Below are 19,758 nucleotides of genomic sequence, written 5' to 3'. Positions count from 1 at the left end.
GGTCGCGTAGACCATTGCGATGCTCAATGTATTCAAGGCCCGGGCAGGGGGCGGCGCCAACGGCGCGCTCCGGACCGGACGGGGGAAAGCCGCGGTCACCTTCGCGTCACGTCTCGAAGTCGACCATGTCTCCCGCCGCTACGACCAATCCTTCGCGCTCAAGGATGTCACGCTCGAAGTAGAGCCGAGCAAGATCCTCTGTCTGCTCGGACCGTCGGGCTGCGGCAAGACAACGCTGCTTCGGATTATCGCCGGCGTTGAAGCGCCAAGCAGCGGCGCCATTCGTCTCGAAGGCGAAGAAGTGGCGGGGCCCAATCGCTTCGTGCCGCCCGAGAAGCGCGGCGTGGGGCTGATGTTCCAGGACTTCGCCCTGTTTCCGCATCTCACGATCCTGGAAAACGTGGCGTTCGGCCTGCGCGCGTTGACGAAGCAGGAAGCAAAGGTGGAGGCGCACGCGGCCCTCGAGCGCGTCGGTCTTGCCCATTACGAAAACGAGTATCCGCACATCCTGTCGGGCGGTCAGCAGCAGCGCGTGGCGCTCGCTCGCGCCATTGCCCCGCGTCCGGGCGTGATCCTCATGGATGAGCCGTTCTCCGGCCTGGACTCGCAATTGCGCGAGAGCATGCGCGAAGAGACCTTGGCAATCGTGCGGGAATCGCGCGCGACCTGCATCGTCGTCACCCATGACGCGGAAGAAGCCATGCGCATGGGAGACGTCATCGCCCTGATGCGCGACGGTCATGTCGTGCAGATGGGGCCGCCGCTGGACCTGTACCGCGCGCCCAAGGACATTTTCGCAGCCCGCACGTTCTCGGACCTGAACGAGTTGCCGTCGCGCGTCCAAGGGGAACGGGCCGAAACGCCGCTCGGCACCTTTGCGGCGCCGGGCTTCGACGACGGCACGAGCGTGATCGTGTGCGTGCGGCAGGGAGGTATTCGCCTGCTGGAGCCGGGCCAAGGAACGCCGGGGCGCGTGCTGGATTCGCGCTTCCTCGGCGATGTGGGACTGCTGGAGATCGCCGTAGATGGCGTCGCCGCGCCTGTCCTCGTACGCGTGCGTGAGGCGGACATGCCTGCGCGCGGCACGGAAATTGGCGTCGGTGTCGACGAAAGCGCGGTGCTGATCTTCGCTTCGCAGGACGACTAAGAGCCCAATTCGGGCCCCCGGGCCGCTGCTTGCGGTGCGGGGTTCTTTGCTGCCATAGTGCGGCCAAATCGTTGAAACGTATGGCGTGATCTCCGCACCAGGAGACGGCCACGGAGGTCGATATGGGACCAAGTTGGTGGCAGATTCTGATTGTCCTGCTTCTGTTCGTGCTGCTTTTCGGCCGGGGCAAGATCTCCGATCTGATGGGCGACGTCGCGAAGGGCATCAAGAGCTTCAAGTCGGGACTTGCCGACGAAGACAAGGATGCCGAGGACGCGAAGGTTATCCAACACGAGAGCCCGGTGCCGCCGTCGAAGGCGCACGAGACGGATAAGCAGAAATCGAGCTAGCCGCGGCGCTTTCGTGAGGCCGGACCGGTCCGAGCGCGCCGTCGCGACACGTTTATCAAGCCCATGCTGGACATTGGATGGTCTGAACTGTTGGTGGTCGCCATCGTGGCGATCGTGGTGGTCGGCCCGAAGGACCTCCCCAAGCTCATGCGCACGGTCGGTTTCTATGTCGGCAAGGCGCGGCGGGCGGCCGCTGATTTCCAGCGCCAGTTCAACGAGGCCATCGCCGAGAGCGAAGCCGACGAAGTCCGGAAGAACCTCGAGGCGATCCGCGCCAATATGGGCCCGGCACCGGACCTCAATCAGCCGATCGGCAAACCGTTGATGACGGGGCCTTCGGCGCCCGCCGAAACCGATTTCGTCACACCGCCTGAAGAACCGGCGCTCCCCGAACCGCCGGCGAAGGAAACGACTGCGAAGAAAGCGCCGGCGAAGAAGAAGGCGCCTGCCAAGAAAAAGCCGCGTGCAGCCAAGAAGGCCGCGAAGGCCGACGATAGCGGCGAGTCCAAGCCGTGAGCGACGAAGACGACATCAACGAGAGCAAGGCGCCGCTGATCGATCATCTGATCGAGCTGAGACGGCGGCTCTTATGGGCGCTTGCCGCGACCTTCGTCGCGTTTCTAGTCTGCTTCTGGTTCGCTAAGCCCATCTACAATCTGCTGCTGTGGCCGTATCGCTGGGCCGCGGGCGTCGATGCGCCCATCGAGCTTATCTACACGGCGCCGCAGGAATTCTTCTTCACCCAGGTCAAGCTGGCCCTGTTCGGGGCGATTTTCATCGCCTTCCCGGTGATTGCTTCTCAACTCTATATGTTCGTGGCACCGGGCCTGTACCGCAGCGAGCGCAAGGCATTTCTGCCGTTCCTGGTCGCGACGCCCATCCTGTTCCTGATTGGCGCCGCGCTCGTCTATTTCGTGGCCATGCCGCTCGCCATGACATTCTTCCTGTCAATGCAGGAGACCGGCGACGACGGCGTGCAGATCCTGCTGACCGCGAAGGTCAGCGAGTACCTGTCCCTGATCATGATGCTGATCATCGGTTTCGGCATCTGCTTCCAGCTGCCGGTCCTGCTGACGCTGCTGGCGCGGGCCGGGCTCGTCGGCTCCGACACGCTCAAACGCTACCGGCGTCATGCCATTCTCGGCGTGTTCGTCGCGGCCGCGGTGTTGACCCCGCCGGATCCGGTCAGTCAGGTGGCCCTGGCGGTGCCGACGCTGCTTCTCTACGAGATCTCGATCTTCTGCGTACGCATGGTGGAGAAGAAGCGAACGGCGGCCGAGGCGGCATCCACGGCACCGTCATCTTGAGGCGCGAGCTCCTCGCTAGCCATAAGTCCGGCTGACAAGGCAGGACAGGGGCCTTATACGGGGGCGGAACCTTCGAACGCGCCGACCACTTGAAAGAGACTTCACCCGTGCTTGACGTCAAATGGATACGCGAGAACCCCGACGCCTTCGTCGCCGGGCTTGAGAAGCGGTTTTTCACTCCCGCGCCCGCCGAGATTTTGAATCAGATTCTGACCCTCGATTCGCAACGCCGCGAAACGATTCAGCAATTGCAGGATCTGCAGGCGCGCCGCAACGCGGTCTCCAAGGACATCGGCAAGGCCAAGAAGGACAAGAACGAGGCCGAAGCTCAGCGTCTTATGGACGAGGTGGCGGGGCTCAAGGAGACGATCCGACAAGGCGAGGAGGACGAACGCGCCCAGGACCAGGCCCTACGCGATCTCTTGGCGGGCATTCCCAACATGCCGGCCGAAGACGTGCCAGTCGGGCCCGACGAGGACGCCAATGTCGAACTGCGCAAGGTCGGGGAGCTTCCGAGCTTCGACTTCGCACCCAAGCAGCACTTCGAGATCGGCGAGGCGCTCGGCTTCATGGATTTCGAGACAGCGGCCAAGCTCTCCGGGTCGCGCTTCGTGGTCTTGAAGGGACCGCTCGCCCGGCTCGAGCGTGCACTCTCCCAGTTCATGCTGGACCTGCACACGGATCAGCACGGCTACACGGAAGTGAACCCGCCGCTGCTCGTCCGCGACGACACCATGTTCGGCACCGCGCAGCTACCGAAGTTTGCTGACGATCAGTTCGAGGCTGTGGCAAATCTCGACGGGATGTTAGGCGGTGCTGACTCAATTGGTTCCGCTGAAGTAGTAAGACAGGCTCTCGTCCAGTCTGGTAGCCGACGTTGGCTCATCCCGACCGCCGAAGTGCCGCTCACCAATCTCGCACGCGAGGAGATCACCGACGAAGCGAAGCTTCCCATGCGCGTGACGGCTGGTACGCCATGCTTCCGCGCCGAGGCGGGCGCGGCGGGGCGCGATACACGCGGCATGATCCGCCAGCATCAGTTCACCAAGGTCGAACTGGTCTCGGTGACAACGCCCGAACAATCGGCTGAAGAGCATGAGCGCATGACCAAGTGCGCCGAGACCGTGTTGCAGAAACTCGGGCTACCCTATCGGGTGATGGTGCTGTCGACCGGCGACATGGGCTTTTCCGCCCAGAAGACCTACGACATCGAAGTCTGGCTGCCGGGGCAGGACATGTACCGCGAGATCTCCTCCTGCTCGGTGTGCGGTGACTTCCAGGCGCGCCGTATGAACGCCCGTTATCGGCCCACCGACTCCAAATCGCCACGCCTCGTGCATACGCTGAACGGCTCCGGCGTGGCCGTGGGCCGCGCGCTCATCGCCGTGCTGGAGAACTACCAGGAAGCCGACGGCAGCGTCCGTGTGCCGGACGTCCTGCGGCCTTACATGGGCGGGCTCACCAAGATCGAAGCACCGGCGTGAATCAAACTCCCAGCAAGGCGGGCAAAGCACCGGAAACGACTCGAAGAATGCGCATCCTGATTACCAACGACGATGGCATCGAAGCGGCTGGTCTCGACGTGCTGGAGAAGATCGCCACGGACCTCACGGACGATGTCTGGGTGGTCGCGCCCGAGACGGACAATAGCGGTGCGTCCCACTCGCTGACCCTCGCCGAACCTTTACGCATGCGCGAGCTCGGCAAGCGCCGCTATGCGGTCAAGGGCACGCCGACCGACTGCGTGATCATGGGCGTGCGCTATCTCCTGAAGGATCAGCCGCCCGATCTCGTGCTGTCCGGTGTCAATCGCGGTCAGAACCTCGCCGACGATGTGAACTATTCCGGCACTGTGGCCGGGGCCATCGAGGGCTCGCTGCTGGGCATCCCGTCCATCGCCATGAGCCAGGCGATCAGCAATTACGATCACGGCGTGCCGCCCTGGGATACGCCCATGGTCCACGGCGCTGGGCTCGTCCGGAAGCTGCTCGACGCGGGCTGGCCCACGGGCTCGGTGATCAACGTGAATTTCCCGGATTGCTCGCCCAATCAGGTGAAGGGGGTCGCGGTGACCGTGCAAGGATTCCGCGATACCGCGTTGCTCGATATCGACGACCGCATGGATACGCGCGGCAAGGCCTATTACTGGATCGGGATCGCCAAGCGCGGTCCCAACCCGCCGAAGGGCTCGGACCTGTGGGCGGTTCGCTCCAACCTAATTTCCGTCACGCCGCTGTGCCTCGACTTCACCGACCACGGCGCTCTCTCGGATCTGGCTTCCGTCTTGGAAGAAAAGGATAAATAGTCCTCATCTGGTCGTGTTAGTCCTTACTCAAGAAGGGGAGAATCGGCCGATATCGCCCGAAAACCCCATCCGCTCAGGAGATGGATGCTGGACACGGACGCGCAAAATCAAATCGGGCTGATCATGCAGCTCCGCCGGCGCGGCATCCGCGACGCCGACGTCCTGCGCGCCATCGAGCGTATACCGCGCGAGCTGTTCGTGGACGAGGCGTTTTCCGAGCACGCCTATCAGGACATCGCCCTTCCCATCGAGTGCGGCCAGACGATTTCGCAGCCCTTCGTGGTCGCGTTCATGACCGAGAAGCTGGATCTCAATCCGACCCAGAAGGTGCTCGAGGTCGGTACCGGGTCGGGCTATCAGGCGGCGATCCTGTCACAGCTTTGCCGCCGGGTTTACACCGTCGAGCGCTGGCGCGAATTGCAGAAGGTGGCCGAGGCGCGGCTCGCCGAGCTGAAGATCACCAACGTCACCACGATCATCGGCGACGGCTGGCTCGGCTGGCCGCCGCAGGCGCCGTTCGACCGCATCATTGTCACCGCCGCCGCGCTCGATGCGCCCGCCGCTTTGCTCGACCAGCTCAAGGACGGTGGCCGGATGATCATTCCGCTCGGTGAGAACCGCGACACGCAGCAACTGGTACAGATCGACAAGACTGCCGAGGGCCTCGTCGAGACGCCGCTTCTGCCCGTGCGCTTCGTGCCCTTGGTGCATGGACGCGTGAAGCGCGACTAGATCTGCCGCGTGAAGCGCGTGTTGCGCAGCCGGCCGATGCGGTGCGAGACCAAACTTTCGCGTGCCGGCGCGCGGCTCCTTAAAGCCTTGTTTACTGGCCAGGGGCTTAACTGAACCCATCGAGTATTGCGTGGGGGCCAGCGAAGTATGCGCGTGGCATATAGGCCGGATTTGGTCCGGGGGATTTCGTGCGCCGTTGTGGCGCTGGGGACGACGATTGGCGTCGCGGGCTGCAGCGACGACTCTACCCGCTTCAACTATCCCATGCTCGGCATGGGCGATCCCAACACCGTCGACTACTCGACCACGTCATCCATACCGCCCCAGGGCGGCTACCAGCAGGGCGGCTACAATGCGCCCGCGCCGCAGCGCACGGCCGCTTACACGCCGAGCCAGACCCGCTATTACGGTTCACAGTCCAGCCCGGCGCCGGCTGCGCCGAGCGCGTCCTATGCCTCCGGTCCGCGCGTGACCGTGCAGCAGGGCGATACGCTCTCGAGCCTGTCACAACGCTACGGCGTTCCGATCGGAACGATTCAGTCTGCGAACAATCTCGCCGATGCCCGGTTGAGGCCGGGGCAGGTTCTCGTCATGCCCGGCGCGAATATGGCCGGGGCGACGCGGACCGCGTCGAGCACACCCGTGGCTCCGGTTGCACAACCGGCGCCCGTCGCGCCGCCGCCCGCGCCAACTGCTCAAACCTCGAACGTGCCGGCCGTTCCGGCGATGCCGGCTATGCCTGCGACGCGCAAAGTCAGTACGACCACGATCTCGGCACCGGCGGACGGCCCTGCACCGCAGACCGCTCCGGCGGCCGCCGGAACAAGCGTGACAAGCAACGGCCAGCTTCCGACGCCGGAGCCACTGTCCGGCAACAGCTTCCGCTGGCCCGTCAAGGGACGCATCGTCTCCGGCTTCGGCACCAAGCCCGACGGCGGGCACAATGACGGCGTCGACATCTCGGTGCCGCAAGGCACGCCCGTGAAAGCGGCCGAGAACGGTGTCGTGGCCTATTCGGGGAGCGAGCTGAAGGGCTACGGCAACCTCGTCCTGGTGCGCCACGCCAACAACTGGGTTTCGGCCTACGCCAACAACGAGCAGCTTTTGGTGAAGCGCGGCGACAAGGTTTCGCGTGGCCAAGTGATCGCCAAGGCGGGGACCAGCGGTACCGCCAGCCAGCCGCAGGTTCACTTCGAACTGCGCAAAGGCTCGCGTCCCGTCGACCCGACCCAGTATATGAGCAGCATGGCGGCCCAGGCCGACTAGAGCGGCTGCGCTACAGCGTCTTGTCTACAGGGTCTTGCCAAGGCGTCCCGCCAAATCCTGAATGAACTGCCACGCGACGCGGCCCGAGCGGCTGCCGCGCGTTGCCGCCCACTCCAAGGCCTCGCGGTTGATGTCGAGGTCGGGCGCCTCGAGCCCGTAATGGTCCGCGTAGCCGCGAACCATGGCGAGATAGTCGTCCTGGCTGCAGTGGTGAAAGCCGATCCACAGACCGAAACGGTCCGAGAGCGAGACCTTCTCTTCCACGGCTTCACCCGGATTGATGGCGGTGGAGGATTCGTTCTCCATCATCTCGCGCGGCATCAGGTGACGCCGGTTCGATGTGGCGTAGAGCACCACATTGGCGGGGCGCCCTTCGATGCCGCCTTCGAGCACCGCTTTCAGCGACTTGTAGGAGTTGTCGACGGCCTCAAAGGAGAGGTCGTCGCAAAACAGGATGAAGCGGTCGTCGGGCGCGGCGCGCAAAAGGCCAAGGACCCGGGGCAGGGCGGCGATGTCCTCCCGATGGATTTCGATCAGCTTCAGATTCGGGTGCGTTTGATTCAGGGCCGCATGGGTGGCCTTGATCAGAGAGCTCTTGCCCATGCCACGGGCGCCCCAGAGGAGCGCGTTGTTGGCGGGCAGCCCGCGCGCGAAGCGTTCCGTGTTTGCGAACAACAGGTCCTTGTTGCGATCGACGCCTTTGAGAAGCGGCAGCGGCACGAAATTGACCGCGGGAACCGGGACAAAACTGGCAGATTCCGCCTGAAACAGAAAAGCGCCCGCCTGAGAGAAATCCGGGTCGGCGGGCGCGGCCGGTCCCAGCCGCTCCAGGGCGCGCGCGAGACGCTCCAAAACCCCCGAAATCGGTTCCTGAAAGTTCATAAGGGCACCGTTGCAAAGGCGGGCAAGCTCAGTATAGTCGCGCACAATCGCGCGCTGGAGCCTGCTCGCATAAACGCTTGCGAGACACGCCAAATCGGCCAATTCCGGCCATCCTTAAGCCAACCGGGAGAGACGAGCAATGAGTGGTTTTGCCTATGCGCAGGCGGGTGGAGGCGGTTTGGAGGCTCTCAACAGCCTGCTCATCCCGACCATTCTCATCATCGGCATCATGTATTTCCTGATGATCCGGCCGCAGCAGAAGCGGATGAAGGAACATCGGGCGATGATCGAGGCGCTCCGCCGGGGCGATACGGTCGTGACGTCCGGTGGAATCATTGGCAAGGTCACCAAGGCCGACGAGGCCGAGTTGCAGGTCGAGGTGGCTGACGGCGTTCGGATCAAGGTCCTACGGACGTCGATCTCCGAAGTGCGCGGCAAGGGGGATGCTGCGACCCCGGCCAAATCCGAATCCAAGACGGCCGAGTAGAGCCCGAAGCAAAGAACCGTCGACTGACCTGGAGTTACAAATCCGGCTATGCTGCATTTCCAAAAATGGAAGGTGATACTCGTCGGCGCCATTGTGCTCGCCGGCTTCATCTTCGCAGCTCCCAACCTGTTCCCGTCTTCCGCTTTGCAGGGCCTGCCTAGCTGGGTTCCCCAGAAGCAGGTCAATCTTGGCCTCGATCTCCAAGGTGGCGCGCATCTGCTCTACCGCATCGACGAGACGGAACTCGTGGACGATTGGCTCGATACGATCCGCGGCGATGTGCGTGAGACGCTGCGCAGCAATCGGATCGGCTACATCGATCTCGACATGAATTCCGCGGATCGGTCGGTCTCGGTCCGGATCCGCAAGCCAGAGGATGTCGACAAGGCCTACACCGAACTGAGGAAGCTCGTGGCGCCGGTCGGCAACGACGTGTTCGGCGGCTTCTCCGGCAACGACATGGACATCGCGAAGAGCGGCGACCAGATCACGCTGACGGCTACGGAAGTCGGCTTGAACGAGCGCATCAGCTCGGCGATCCAGGCCTCGATCGAGACCATCCGCCGCCGCGTGGACGCGTTCGGGACGACCGAGCCCAGCATCCAGCGGGAAGGGCGGGACCGTATCCTCGTTCAGGTGCCGGGCGTCTCGGACGTACAGCGCCTCAAGGGCCTCATCGGCGAGACCGGTAAGCTCGAATTCAAGCTCGTCGATCCTTCCGTGAACGCGGCGGAGATCGCCATGACCAAGAAGGTCCCGCCGGGCGATGAGCTGCTCTATTCCGAGGACGAGCCGCCGATCCCGTACGTGCTGAAGGACCGCGTCCTGGTAAGCGGCGAAAGTCTCGTCGATTCCCAACCAGGCTTCGATGCCCGTAACGGCGAGCCCGTCGTGAATTTCCGGTTCGATGCGGCGGGCGCGAAGCGCTTTGGCCGCGCGACCCAGGACAACGTGGGCCTGCCTTTCGCCATCGTCCTCGATAACAAGGTCATCTCCGCTCCCGTCATCCGTGAGCCTATCTTGGGCGGTTCGGGCCAGATCAGCGGCAACTTCACGGTCCAGGAAGCGAACGATTTGTCGGTTCTGCTGCGCTCGGGCGCGCTGCCGGCTAAGCTGAGCGTGATCGAAGAGCGGACCGTGGGCGCGAGCCTTGGCGCCGACTCCATCAATAGCGGCCAGAAGGCCGCCATCGCCGGCATGCTTCTGGTCGTGCTGTTCATGTTCGCCGCCTACGGGCTGTTCGGCGCCTTCGCCAATATCGCCCTGCTGGTGAACGTGGCGCTGATCTTCGCCGTACTGTCGCTCATGGGCGCGACCCTGACGTTGCCCGGTATCGCGGGCATCGTGCTTGTGATCGGTATCGCGGTCGATGCGAACGTGCTCATCAACGAGCGCATCCGCGAAGAGATCCGGGCAGGGAAGTCTCCGATTGCCGCCGTCGATTCAGGCTACTCGCGCGCGCTCATCGCCATCATCGACTCGAACGTCACGACGCTGATCGCGGTGCTCGTGCTGTTCTGGCTCGGCTCCGGCCCCGTTCGCGGTTTTGCCGTGACGCTCACGATCGGCATTCTCGCATCGATGTTCACCGCCGTAACGGTGACACGCATGCTGGTTGCGGCTTGGCTGCGCTGGAAGCGGCCCAAAGAACTCCCGCTTTAGAGGAAGCACTCATGTTTCGCGGCATCACACTCGTTCCGCCCGACACCAAGATCGATTTCGTCAGTCAACGTGCGATCACTTGGTTCGTTTCCGCCTTTCTCACGGTCGTGCCTCTCGTGCTGGTCGCGACCGTCGGGCTCAACATGGGCATCGACTTCCAAGGCGGCACGCTGATCGAGGTGAAGACCAAGGAGAATCCGGCACAGCTTGCCGATATCCGCGGAAAGATCAGCGATCTCGGGCTAGGCGAAGTTCAGATTCAGGAGTTCGGCGCGCCCGACGAAGTGCTGATCCGCATCGCTTCCCAGCCGACCGAGGAAGAGCAGCAAGCTTCGATCGCGAAGGTCAAGGAGGCGCTGGGAGACAGCGTCACTTATCGCCGGACCGAAATCGTGGGGCCGACGATTTCGTCCGAGCTGATCGCCGGCGGCACGCTCGCTGTCGTCGTCGCGATGATCGGCATCCTGATTTATGTGTGGTTCCGGTTCGAATGGCAGTTCGCGGTCGCCGCTATCGCTTCGCTGGTGCACGACGTCACCGCTACGATCGGCCTATACGCGCTGCTGCAGCTCGAGTTCAACGTCTCGAGTATCGCGGCGATCCTCACCATCATCGGTTACTCGCTGAACGACAAGGTCGTCATCTTCGACCGGATCCGCGAGAACCTGCGGAAGTACAAGCGCATGCCGCTCGTAGAGTTGCTCGACCGCTCGATCAACGAGATGCTGTCGCGTGCCATTCTCACCCACGTCACCACGCTGCTCGCCATGCTGCCGTTCTTGTTCTTCGGCGGCGAGGCGATCTACGGGTTCGCCGTCGCCATGTGCTTCGGCATCGTCGTTGGCGCCTATTCGTCGATCTTCGTCGCATCGCCCATGCAGCTCATTCTCGGCGTGCAGCGCGAAGCGTTCTCCGGAAGCCCCAGCTCGGCCAAGGGCAAGGCGGAGAAGGGCGACGCAGAGGCCACGGCCCGCGCATAAGCTTTGAGGCCATGATGTGAAGGAGCGGGAGCGAGAAGCAACGGTCCAACGGATGGCCCGTCAAGCCGATCCCGACCGCGCCATCGCCGCGCTGTTCGCGCCATCGCCAGTGCGGGACGATCTCTTCGCCCTGTTTGCACTCAACGGTGAACTGGCCCGCATCGCCGAGCAGGTCAGCGAACCCGGCCTCGGGGCTATTCGGCTGCAATGGTGGCGCGATGCGCTCGAGCGCGCCGAAGCAGGCGAGACGACAGGCCATCCCGTGGCGGACGCTTTCGGCGATGTTCTCGCGCGGCGCGACCTGTCGCGGGAACGGATCGCCGGGCTGATCGATGCGCGCAGTTTCGATATTGGCGAAACCGTCATGCCCGACACGCGCACCCTGGACGCCTACCTCTTCGATACGACAGGAGGGCTTTTCGCCCTTGCCGCGGAGATCGTCGGCGCGGAAGGGGAGAACCAGAGTGTCATCGCGCAAGCCGCAGGCCAGGCCTATGGGCGGGTGCGGGTGATGCGCAGCCTCCCGGCGCTGGCCGCCAAGGGGCGGACCTATCTTGCCGCTGATGCGCTGGAGAAAGCGGGCACGACACCCGCCGACATCTTCGCGGGCAACACAACGCCCGGGCTGATCGCGCTCCTAGCGGACATGCGGGAGGAGGCGCACGCCGCACTGCGCGAGGCGTATTTTCACCTACATGGCGAAGGCATGAAAGGGACGGGCCTCGACGCGGCAGGGCAGACGGCGTATCTGCCGCTCGCCCTCGTGGAGCCTTACCTCAAAGCGCTGGCGAAGGTGAAAGACCCGCTGCACGACATCGCGCGCATCAATCCGCTCACACGCCTGTGGCGTCTCATGCGCGCACGATAGGAATTACTCCGCGGCGACCGAACTCGCCGAGCCAAGCCAGTTTTCCAAATCCGCGAGCGCGCGGGCCGACATCGCGTTCTTGCGTGCGAGCGCTTTGGTCTGGCGCCGACCGTCCGCGCGCGGTTCTTTCGTCTTGGGCTGGTGCGGCACGGTGATGGGCGGAAACAAACCGAAGTTCACGTTCATGGGTTGGAAGCTGCGGCTGCCGCTCTCACTTTCGACGATCAAATGTCCGCCGGTGATGTGTGCCAGCAGCGCCCCCAGCGCCGTCGTGGGCGGCGGCGGCGTCACAGCCTGGCCCAGCCATTCGGCGGCGGCGAAACGTCCGGCGATTAGCCCGATCGCGGCGGACTCCACGTAGCCTTCGACCCCGGTGACTTGGCCGGCAAAGCGCAAAGTCGGCCGCGCCTTGAGACGCAAGCTGCCGTCGAGCAGGACGGGACTGTTCAGGAACGTGTTGCGGTGCAGACCGCCGAGCCGCGCGAACTCGGCTTTCTCGAGGCCCGGGATCATGCGGAACACGCGCACCTGCTCGGCATATTTCAGCTTGGTCTGAAAGCCGACCATGTTCCAGAGCGTGCCGAGGGCGTTGTCTTGGCGAAGTTGGATGACCGCATAGGGCTTCTCGTCCGGGCGGTGGGCGTTGGTCAGGCCGACCGGCTTCAGCGGTCCGTAGCGCAGCGTGTCGGCGCCGCGCTCCGCCATCACCTCGATCGGCAGACAGCCTTCGAAATAGGGCGTCTTCTCGAAGTCCTTGAACTCCGTCTTCTCGCCCGCTAGCAGCGCAGCGATGAAAGCATCGTACTGCGCCTTGTCGAGGGGACAGTTGATGTAGTCGGCCCCCGTGCCACCGGGGCCAACCTTGTCGTAGCGGGACTGACGCCAGCACACATCCATGTCGATGGACTCGAAGTGCACGATCGGGGCGATGGCATCGAAAAAGGCGAGCTCCTCTTCGCCGGTCAGGGCGTCGATCGCTTTTGCCAGGGGCTCCGATGTAAGGGGACCTGTCGCGACGATCACGCTGCGCCACGCTTCGGGCGGCAGTCCGCCAATCTCGCCGCGCGCGATTTGTACGAGGGGATGGGTTTCCAGTGCCTCGGTGACGGCCGCCGAGAATCCGTCGCGGTCGACAGCGAGCGCACCGCCGGCCGGCAGCTTGTGGGCGTCCGCCGAGGCCATGACGATGGAGCCGGACCGGCGCATCTCCTCATGCAGGAGCCCGACGGCGTTCGCCTCGAAATCGTCGGAGCGGAAGGAGTTCGAGCACACGAGCTCGGCCAGCCCGTCCGTCTTGTGGGCGTCGGTCTGACGCTCCGGCCGCATTTCATGGAGGGTGACGGGTACACCGGCCTTCGCGAGCTGCCAGGCCGCTTCGCTGCCCGCAAGCCCGCCGCCGATCACATGGACTGTCTCTGTCGTCGTTGTTGTCATTGGCGTAGCTAGTCCCGCCAGCCTCCCTGTTTCAAGCGCTTTGGAGCGGAAAACAGCCCATTCGGGGCGTTGACCGGCCGTTCACGGTCTCGCGCTCATTCGATCTATCCTGTGAAGTGGCGGGAAACCTTATTTGCCGGACGTTCTTGCTTGTCGTGCCAGGGCATCGCAGGGTGCAATTAGCCAATGCCGAAACCGGGCAATTTCGGCAAATTTGAGCCTTGTGGGAGACGTCGCGTCATCATGTCATCGGTCACCGTAGTCTGGAAAGGCAATTGCCGGAGCACGGAAGCGCGTGCACGTCTCTTGGACTGTCTGCATCGGCTCGCGCGCTTGAGCGACGGCTATTTGCGCCCCACCGACCGCCCGCATCTGACGGTCGTCGGCGAGGAGCATGTGCCGCCGCGCGCACAACGCTGCAAACGCCCCAATATCGAACTGATCGACGAGACGCGGCAAGGCGAGATCCTGGTGTCGTCTGATATCACCGATCACCCCGAAACGCTGCTGGCGCGGGCCAGTGAAGCCGGACTCCCGATCCGCGCCGCGAAGGATGGGCACACGAAGCACATCGTCCTCGACGCGGTTCGGCTGCATGGCATCGATTTCCGGCTTTTCGATCCGCGGGGTCTCTATCCCCATGACGATCGCATGAGCTTCGTATTCATCGAGTCTCCGGAACACCACTTCCTCGACGGCCGACTGGTCAAGATCACTGAGGAGGGCGGCGCGACGGTGTTGTCGTGCCCGAGCCTGCGGCTGAAATCATACCTGGAGGATTGGACAGACTGTCTGTTCTCCTGGGTCCGCTTCTTCCTGATGGGCGATCTGTGTTGGTCCCGGCACGAAGACCTGCAGGGCTATCACGACTATCGCGGCGTGTTCGAAGTCGTGCAGACGACCCGCGGAAGCGCCGAGGCGGAAGACGCCACCTTCGATGCCGTGCTGTCCACATTTACACAGCATGCGGAGCATTGGCGCTGCGAAGTGCAGCGGACAGCCTGACCGCTCGCGGCGCTAGAAGCGTCCTTCGTCTGGAATGTTGAGCTTCTCTCCGCATGCTTTGCAGTGCACCGCATCGACTTCGTGCCGCTGCAGTCCACAGCCGGGGCAGGGGTAGCGTACCTTCTGCGGCCGCAAGAGCGTCTGCAGCAGCCGCAAGAACAGAGTCACCCCGAAGATCATGATGCAGACGGCGATTAGCCGGCCAAACGAGCCCTCGAGCGTGATGTCTCCGAAGCCGGTCGTCGTGAGCGTTGTCACCGTAAAATAGAGGGCATCGACGTAGTTGGCGATCGCCGGATTGCGATAGTGCTGCGTCTCGTAGACGAGGCCCGTCGTGATGAACAGGAAGACAATGATGTTGATGACGGCAATGACCGTCTCTTCATTGCGGCGGAAGAAGGGGAAATCAACGCGCAGGTTCGACAGAAGTTGATAAGTGTGCAGTAGCCGGACCGTGCGCAGAACCCGCAGGAAGCCCAGGCCTTCGCCCACGATCGGCGCCAGGAACGATAAGATGGCGACGATATCCGCCCAGGTCGCGAAGTGAGTGAACTCACGAGCTGGATGCGGGCTGACCCAGATGCGGGCGCAGAATTCGATCAGGATGAGTACGCCGAAACAGACGTCGAGATATTCGATCCAAGGCGCATCGGGCGTAAACGATGTCGCGATGATAAAGGCGATGGTGATCAGATCGAAGACGACGATGCCGTACCGAAAGCGATGGGCCGCCCGGCTGTGGCCGTGATAGAGCAGCCGCAACTTTTCGCGGCGCGACTTCTCCTTCTCCTTGGCTGCAGCCTCCTGCGGCTGCTTGTGAGCCACGGCGCCCTGCGCCGAATTGCCAGCCGAAGAGGAGCCTGTCTTCGATTGTGTTGTCGGGGCGGATGTCATCTGGGAGTGGATGTCATTTGGCTAGAGTGAGGCCCGCGTTACCTATGCCGAGTCGCAATGGGCAGTAATATAGGCCGCAAACCCGGGAGTATGGAATCCCGGGAGCACATGATGCCGGACCTCGTGCCTGGTTACGCCGAGGCACCTTGAGCGGGGCGTCCGGCGCCGAAGAGCCGCAGGAATACTGCCGTGCCGAGGCCCCACGTCGCGTTCAGCATCATCGAGACGAGATAGCGTGGCCACAGGGACGGCGTATCGAGCCCCTTCACGGCCGGGACGACGAAGAACGCCACCAAGGGCAGGGCGATGGCCCCGGCAAGGATCCAGGACAGCCAGTAGGCCTGGCCGTTGAGGCGCGCCAGGAACGGCGCAAACACCAGGCCCCAGAGGCCGCCCCAGAAGGCCTTGGACAACAGGGAGGGGACCCCGAGCGGCGGCACCGGATCGGTCGGCCAAGCCGGCCGGCTCAAGGGAATGAGGCCAATATGGTTGAAGACGTACCAAAGGCTTTGGTGAAACAGGAGCGTCGCCAGGAACCCGGCGACGAAGCCCAACAGCAATAATCTCAAGGACATCCTCGTCTCTTTCGCCATACGGCCGCGCCGATTTTCCAAGCCGCGCGCCACTTTAGCCCCAAGAGGGGCCGCCCGCACCACCGCGGCAAAATCCGCCTGTCGGCAGGCTTGGACATCGTCACAGGAATGGCTTAATTCGAGGGCCGTATCGGGCAGTTTTCATCCAGGGGGTAGTGCCGATGGAGCGTGCGACAAAGAAAGCGATCAGGCGATTTGCGATCGCCGGGGTAGTGCTGTTCCTCGGCCTCGTCTTCCTGCCGTTGCTGACGATCTTCTATCTCGGCTGCGGTCTGATCGACGTCATGCGCAACAAGCGCCGCGATGCCATGGTGTTCCGCAAGTACTTCCTGGGGAACGGCATCACCACCTGGCTGCTGTCGCCGCTCAACCTGTTCATCGATCTGTTCTCCTATCACAACAAGGGCGTCTACAAGCTCGACGACCTGCCGCCGGAATGGCGTGAAGAGGTCGACCAGGTCCTCGATGTCTTCCGTGAGCAAAAGGATACGATCCTTACCGAGATCGACGAGTCTTTCGAAGACGGCCGCCGCGGCATGTATGTCTATGAGTGGTACGGCAAGCGGAAAGAGCATTCCGTCGAGGCGCTGAAGCGGGACTACAAATACGTCAAGACCGTCGCCGTCTCGGTGTTTTCAGGCAAAGAATCCACCTCGTTCCACTACGGGCCGCTGCGGATGACGCTGCGCGTTCTGTACAACCTCACGCCTGTCGATACGGACCAAGTCTATATTCAGTGCGGCTGGGAGAAGCACTTCTGGCGCGACGACCCGCTGTACATTTTCGACGACACGCTGATCCACCGCTCGGTCAACGACTACGACGCGCGCCGCTTCGTCGTGTTCATGGACATCATGCGTCCGACCGCGCATCCGGCATTTCTCAACAAGCTCATCGCCGGCGTGTCCGTCCTCGTCGAGCGGGCCAATGCTGTCTTCTACAAGAACTGGAAGATGCTGCGCCCCGGAGCGAAGAGCACGGAGCCTCCGGCCCCGCGTTCCGAAGCGGCCTGAACTGCAAGTCCCGCGGAGGGTTCGGCCATGGTGACCGTGATCTCCGGGGGGCAGACGGGTCCTGACCGCGCCGCCCTCGAGGCGGCGATCGCCACCGGAACGCCTCATGGCGGCTGGTGCCCGAAGGGTGGCTGGGCCGAAGACATGCCCGAGCCGCCGGGACTGTTGGCTCTCTATCCCAACCTGCGCGAGACGCCCTCCGACAAGCCCGAGCAGCGCACGGACTGGAACGTGCGGGATGCGGACGCGCTGCTCGTCCTTGTCGGGCAGGGCGGGCTCGAGGTGTCGAAAGGAACGGAGCGCGCGATGCGCCATGCCAAGAGTTTGGGCAGGCCCGTCTGCGTCGTAAGCGTCGCAGAGCAAGAGGCAGACGACAGGGTGCGGGCTTTCCTGAGCCAGTTCGCGGGTAAGCCCGTCTGCATCGCCGGCCCGCGCGAGAGTGAATCTCCGGGACTCCAAGCCGAAGCGTTGCGCGTGCTACAGCCTGTTCTTCAGACGTTGGCCGCCTGAGCGGGACCCTAATCTTCGCCGGACCGGCTGGAACTCCAGGGCCCGTCGCGAATTGTGTCCATGTCGGGGCAGATCCCGTCTGACGGCTTTGTCCCGGGCTATGTGGAGAGTGACGACCTGAGGAGGAAGCAATGACGCATGCCACAATGCGAATGATGCTTGCGGGTGGGGTCTTGGGTGCGAGCCTGATGCTTGGCGCTGTGCCTGCCATTGCGATGGGCAGTTTCGTCGAAGGCGAGGAGACCGACAACTGCTCTAACGAGGACGGCGCCTTTGACGAGGCGGCCTTCGTGATCGCCACGGGACCGAAGCCGGGTGAGCGCGTCGAGAGTGGGTTCGACGTGACCGGATGCTCACGGACCTTCGAGAGCAATGTGCAGTGGAAGCTTTTGGCGCGGGACGGCGCGGTGCTGGCAAGCGGCCATACGACCGGGGGCGGCGCCGACGGTCCCGGGGCGTTCAGTTTCAGTATTCCGTACACGGTCACCGTCCAGCAACTCGGCCACCTCGAAGTCTTCGAAGAAGATGTATCGGACGGCGAAGGCTTCCCGCCCGGGCGGACGGTAATTCCGCTGGTCCTGAAGCCGTAAGGTTCCGTCGGCTCCGAACGGGGCGCGATAGGATTTGCTAACAGCCCGTCGATTGGCGCTGAGCGCGTCGGGCGATGTGATAGGGTGTGCCGTCTCGATGAGTACGATTCTTCAGCAAAGGGGGGAACAATGCTGGAAGCACTCATTATCATCTTGGTTGTAGGCGCCATTGCCGGCTGGCTGGCGGGTCTCCTGGTTCAGGGGACCGGATTCGGTCTACTGGGCGATATCGTCGTCGGAATCCTCGGTGCTCTCGTCACCGGGTTCTTTCTGCCTCAGGTCGGAATTGTCCTGGCATTCGGAGGCGGCATTCTCGGATCGATCATCGCGGCCTTCATCGGCGCCGTGATTCTTCTGATCGTCGTGAAACTGATCAAGAAGCTTCTATCCTAAAATACCGATTTATTTCAGCTGATTAGCTGCCTCGGGCGCCGGTCCACCGATGGGTGGGGCGGCGTCTTTCGGTGTCGAGCCGCGTGTCCGCCCCCCTCAAGCCATTGTTGCAACGCAACATTGGGTCTCCTTGCTGGGCCACTTTGCCGCAGTTTGTGACACAGGGGCCATGTTTTCGTCACAAGGTGAACCTGCCCTCGTCAGAATTGTCGAGCAAAAGCCCCAACCTCAGCGGGTTAATCCCGCACAGTATTAACAACTGTTGAGGAATATCTATGAGGGGTCAGAGACTCTTCGGCGTGAAGAGCCTTTTGCTTGTCTTGGTATTGCTTGGACTAGCAGCGCCTGCACACGCTGGTGACGTGGCGCGAAATGACAAATTGTTTGTTGCGTCGCACAAGGCGAAGCTTGGATTGGTCGCGGCCGCAGAGGTCGTCGCTCGGCATAGCGTGATCGATGACTATGACGACGTGGCCGATGCCGACACAGCCGAGAACGGCGTGTCGTCCGCAGCGTTGGAAGTCGCTGCGCAGGGTGCCGGTGAGCAGAACTTCGCCGATGCGAGTTTCGCGCGCCAGCTTCGGTGCTTGGCCGAAGGGATCTATTTCGAGGCCCGCGGTGAGCCTTGGCGCGGCCAGCTCGCCGTCGGCAGGGTGATCTTGAATCGGGTTTCGAGCAAGCACTATCCCAACACCATTTGCGGTGTGGTCTACCAGAACAGCCATCTCCACAATCGCTGCCAGTTCTCCTTTGCCTGCGACGGCAAGGCCGACCGGATCCGCGATGCCAAGGTCTGGTTCAGCGTCCGCGGCTACGCGGCCTGGCTGCTGGCCAATCGGCCGAATGAGCGGGAGGTGAGCGAGTACCGGGTACTTGCGTCGCTCCAGACCGCGACCCACTATCACGCGGATTATGTTCGCCCGAACTGGGCCAAGCATTTCGAACTGACCGCGCGCATTGGCCGGCACATTTTCTACTCCGACCCAAGCGCTTAGCATCATTGAGAGGGGGCGGCCGGCCAGGCCGTCACCCTTGCAATTCCCCATCCGCATCATATCTCTAGGCCGTTGGCATCTTCGTTTCGCTGACACGGGAGAGAACCATGCGATGGCTGCTGATAGTGCTTGCGCCGCTTGCACTTGCGGGCTGCGTGACGGACCAGGGTCCCGCATTGCCGATGACCCTTGCGCCTGCAGAAACCGCCCAAGCGGCCTGCCTGACTTACGGCGATACACCGACATTCGGCGAATGTAGCCCGGGCAACGCCAGCGCGGACCAATAGCGCCGCTCCACCTCGGAAGACGGCAGGTATCCGCATCGTCGTCACAGCTTCACAGTCT

General features: G+C 63.1%; 22 protein-coding genes. 18 read left to right on the top strand and 4 right to left on the bottom strand.

Annotation, left to right across the window (positions count from 1 at the left end; genetic code table 11):
- Positions 1-19: 19 nt before the first annotated feature.
- The 8 genes from DCY11_RS01085 (at position 20) to DCY11_RS01050 (ending at position 7,107) form a co-directional block, all read left to right on the top strand.
- Positions 20-1,147, top strand: a complete 1,128-nt coding sequence (locus tag DCY11_RS01085) for an ABC transporter ATP-binding protein (protein ID WP_108680761.1) — start codon at positions 20-22, stop codon at positions 1,145-1,147.
- A 122-nt stretch (positions 1,148-1,269) separates the two neighbouring features.
- On the top strand, positions 1,270-1,497 hold the full coding sequence (tatA, locus tag DCY11_RS01080) for a twin-arginine translocase TatA/TatE family subunit (protein WP_069445372.1): 228 nt from the start codon (positions 1,270-1,272) through the stop codon (positions 1,495-1,497).
- Between the two features lie 63 nt (positions 1,498-1,560).
- Complete coding sequence (gene tatB / locus DCY11_RS01075; RefSeq protein WP_108680759.1) at positions 1,561-2,013, top strand: Sec-independent protein translocase protein TatB; 453 nt, start codon at positions 1,561-1,563, stop codon at positions 2,011-2,013.
- A complete protein-coding gene (tatC, locus tag DCY11_RS01070; RefSeq protein ID WP_108680757.1) occupies positions 2,010-2,804 on the top strand; it encodes a twin-arginine translocase subunit TatC in 795 nt (264 codons plus the stop codon). Before tatB ends, tatC begins: the two co-directional genes overlap by 4 nt.
- A gap of 107 nt (positions 2,805-2,911) precedes the next feature.
- Positions 2,912-4,288: a serine--tRNA ligase gene (gene serS / locus DCY11_RS01065; protein WP_108680755.1), complete on the top strand. Its 1,377-nt coding sequence runs from the start codon at positions 2,912-2,914 to the stop codon at positions 4,286-4,288.
- A gap of 47 nt (positions 4,289-4,335) precedes the next feature.
- Positions 4,336-5,109, top strand: a complete 774-nt coding sequence (gene surE, locus DCY11_RS01060) for a 5'/3'-nucleotidase SurE (RefSeq protein WP_108680753.1) — start codon at positions 4,336-4,338, stop codon at positions 5,107-5,109.
- 84 nt (positions 5,110-5,193) lie between these two features.
- A complete protein-coding gene (locus DCY11_RS01055; RefSeq protein WP_108680751.1) occupies positions 5,194-5,841 on the top strand; it encodes a protein-L-isoaspartate(D-aspartate) O-methyltransferase in 648 nt (215 codons plus the stop codon).
- A 153-nt stretch (positions 5,842-5,994) separates the two neighbouring features.
- On the top strand, positions 5,995-7,107 hold the full coding sequence (locus DCY11_RS01050; RefSeq protein ID WP_245409409.1) for a M23 family metallopeptidase: 1,113 nt from the start codon (positions 5,995-5,997) through the stop codon (positions 7,105-7,107).
- Between the two features lie 24 nt (positions 7,108-7,131).
- Here the strand turns inward: DCY11_RS01050 and DCY11_RS01045 are convergent, their stop codons facing one another.
- A complete protein-coding gene (locus tag DCY11_RS01045) occupies positions 7,132-7,989 on the bottom strand; it encodes an ATP-binding protein (RefSeq protein ID WP_108680747.1) in 858 nt (285 codons plus the stop codon).
- A gap of 139 nt (positions 7,990-8,128) precedes the next feature.
- On the opposite strand from DCY11_RS01045, the gene yajC reads away from it, so the two are divergent.
- Genes yajC through DCY11_RS01030 form a run of 4 tightly spaced genes read left to right on the top strand, consistent with a single transcriptional unit; the run spans position 8,129 to position 11,986 of the window.
- On the top strand, positions 8,129-8,476 hold the full coding sequence (gene yajC / locus DCY11_RS01040; protein ID WP_108680745.1) for a preprotein translocase subunit YajC: 348 nt from the start codon (positions 8,129-8,131) through the stop codon (positions 8,474-8,476).
- A 48-nt stretch (positions 8,477-8,524) separates the two neighbouring features.
- Positions 8,525-10,138: a protein translocase subunit SecD gene (gene secD / locus DCY11_RS15815; protein ID WP_245409408.1), complete on the top strand. Its 1,614-nt coding sequence runs from the start codon at positions 8,525-8,527 to the stop codon at positions 10,136-10,138.
- 11 nt (positions 10,139-10,149) lie between these two features.
- Positions 10,150-11,118, top strand: a complete 969-nt coding sequence (secF, locus tag DCY11_RS15810; protein WP_245409407.1) for a protein translocase subunit SecF — start codon at positions 10,150-10,152, stop codon at positions 11,116-11,118.
- A gap of 52 nt (positions 11,119-11,170) precedes the next feature.
- Complete coding sequence (locus tag DCY11_RS01030; RefSeq protein ID WP_159079715.1) at positions 11,171-11,986, top strand: squalene/phytoene synthase family protein; 816 nt, start codon at positions 11,171-11,173, stop codon at positions 11,984-11,986.
- Positions 11,987-11,989: 3 nt separating this feature from the next.
- Here DCY11_RS01030 and trmFO read toward each other — a convergent pair whose 3' ends face one another.
- Positions 11,990-13,420 (bottom strand): methylenetetrahydrofolate--tRNA-(uracil(54)-C(5))-methyltransferase (FADH(2)-oxidizing) TrmFO, encoded by a 1,431-nt coding sequence (gene trmFO, locus DCY11_RS01025; protein WP_108680741.1) that lies wholly within the window; start codon positions 13,418-13,420, stop codon positions 11,990-11,992.
- 243 nt (positions 13,421-13,663) lie between these two features.
- Here trmFO and DCY11_RS01020 point away from each other — a divergent pair, with 243 nt between their 5' ends.
- Positions 13,664-14,425 carry a hypothetical protein gene (locus tag DCY11_RS01020; protein WP_108680739.1) on the top strand — a complete coding sequence of 254 codons (762 nt, stop codon included), beginning with the start codon at positions 13,664-13,666 and terminating at the stop codon, positions 14,423-14,425.
- A 12-nt stretch (positions 14,426-14,437) separates the two neighbouring features.
- On the opposite strand, the gene DCY11_RS01015 is transcribed toward DCY11_RS01020, so the two are convergent.
- Together DCY11_RS01015 and DCY11_RS01010 are read right to left on the bottom strand one after the other, a co-directional pair.
- Positions 14,438-15,187, bottom strand: coding sequence for an ion transporter (locus DCY11_RS01015; protein WP_108683609.1), 750 nt, complete (start codon positions 15,185-15,187; stop codon positions 14,438-14,440).
- A gap of 263 nt (positions 15,188-15,450) precedes the next feature.
- Positions 15,451-15,894: a hypothetical protein gene (locus DCY11_RS01010; RefSeq protein WP_159079714.1), complete on the bottom strand. Its 444-nt coding sequence runs from the start codon at positions 15,892-15,894 to the stop codon at positions 15,451-15,453.
- A 179-nt stretch (positions 15,895-16,073) separates the two neighbouring features.
- Between DCY11_RS01010 and DCY11_RS01005 the strand changes: the two genes are divergently transcribed.
- The 5 genes from DCY11_RS01005 to DCY11_RS00985 all read left to right on the top strand — a co-directional run bounded on the left by DCY11_RS01005 (position 16,074) and on the right by DCY11_RS00985 (position 19,413).
- Positions 16,074-16,925, top strand: coding sequence for an aspartyl/asparaginyl beta-hydroxylase domain-containing protein (locus DCY11_RS01005; protein ID WP_108680734.1), 852 nt, complete (start codon positions 16,074-16,076; stop codon positions 16,923-16,925).
- A 27-nt stretch (positions 16,926-16,952) separates the two neighbouring features.
- On the top strand, positions 16,953-17,435 hold the full coding sequence (locus DCY11_RS01000; RefSeq protein ID WP_108680732.1) for a putative molybdenum carrier protein: 483 nt from the start codon (positions 16,953-16,955) through the stop codon (positions 17,433-17,435).
- 131 nt (positions 17,436-17,566) lie between these two features.
- Entirely contained in the window at positions 17,567-18,025 is a 459-nt protein-coding gene (locus tag DCY11_RS00995) for a Gmad2 immunoglobulin-like domain-containing protein (protein WP_108680730.1), read from the top strand.
- Between the two features lie 129 nt (positions 18,026-18,154).
- Positions 18,155-18,418 carry a GlsB/YeaQ/YmgE family stress response membrane protein gene (locus DCY11_RS00990; RefSeq protein WP_069445384.1) on the top strand — a complete coding sequence of 88 codons (264 nt, stop codon included), beginning with the start codon at positions 18,155-18,157 and terminating at the stop codon, positions 18,416-18,418.
- A 413-nt stretch (positions 18,419-18,831) separates the two neighbouring features.
- A complete protein-coding gene (locus tag DCY11_RS00985; protein ID WP_159079713.1) occupies positions 18,832-19,413 on the top strand; it encodes a cell wall hydrolase in 582 nt (193 codons plus the stop codon).
- The last annotated feature ends 345 nt before the right edge of the window (positions 19,414-19,758 follow it).

This window comes from Methyloceanibacter sp. wino2 (genome assembly GCF_003071365.1).
GTDB lineage: Bacteria > Pseudomonadota > Alphaproteobacteria > Rhizobiales > Methyloligellaceae > Methyloceanibacter.
The sequence above is the reverse complement of the archived record's forward strand: the minus strand, read 5'-3'. Positions and strand labels throughout refer to the sequence as shown.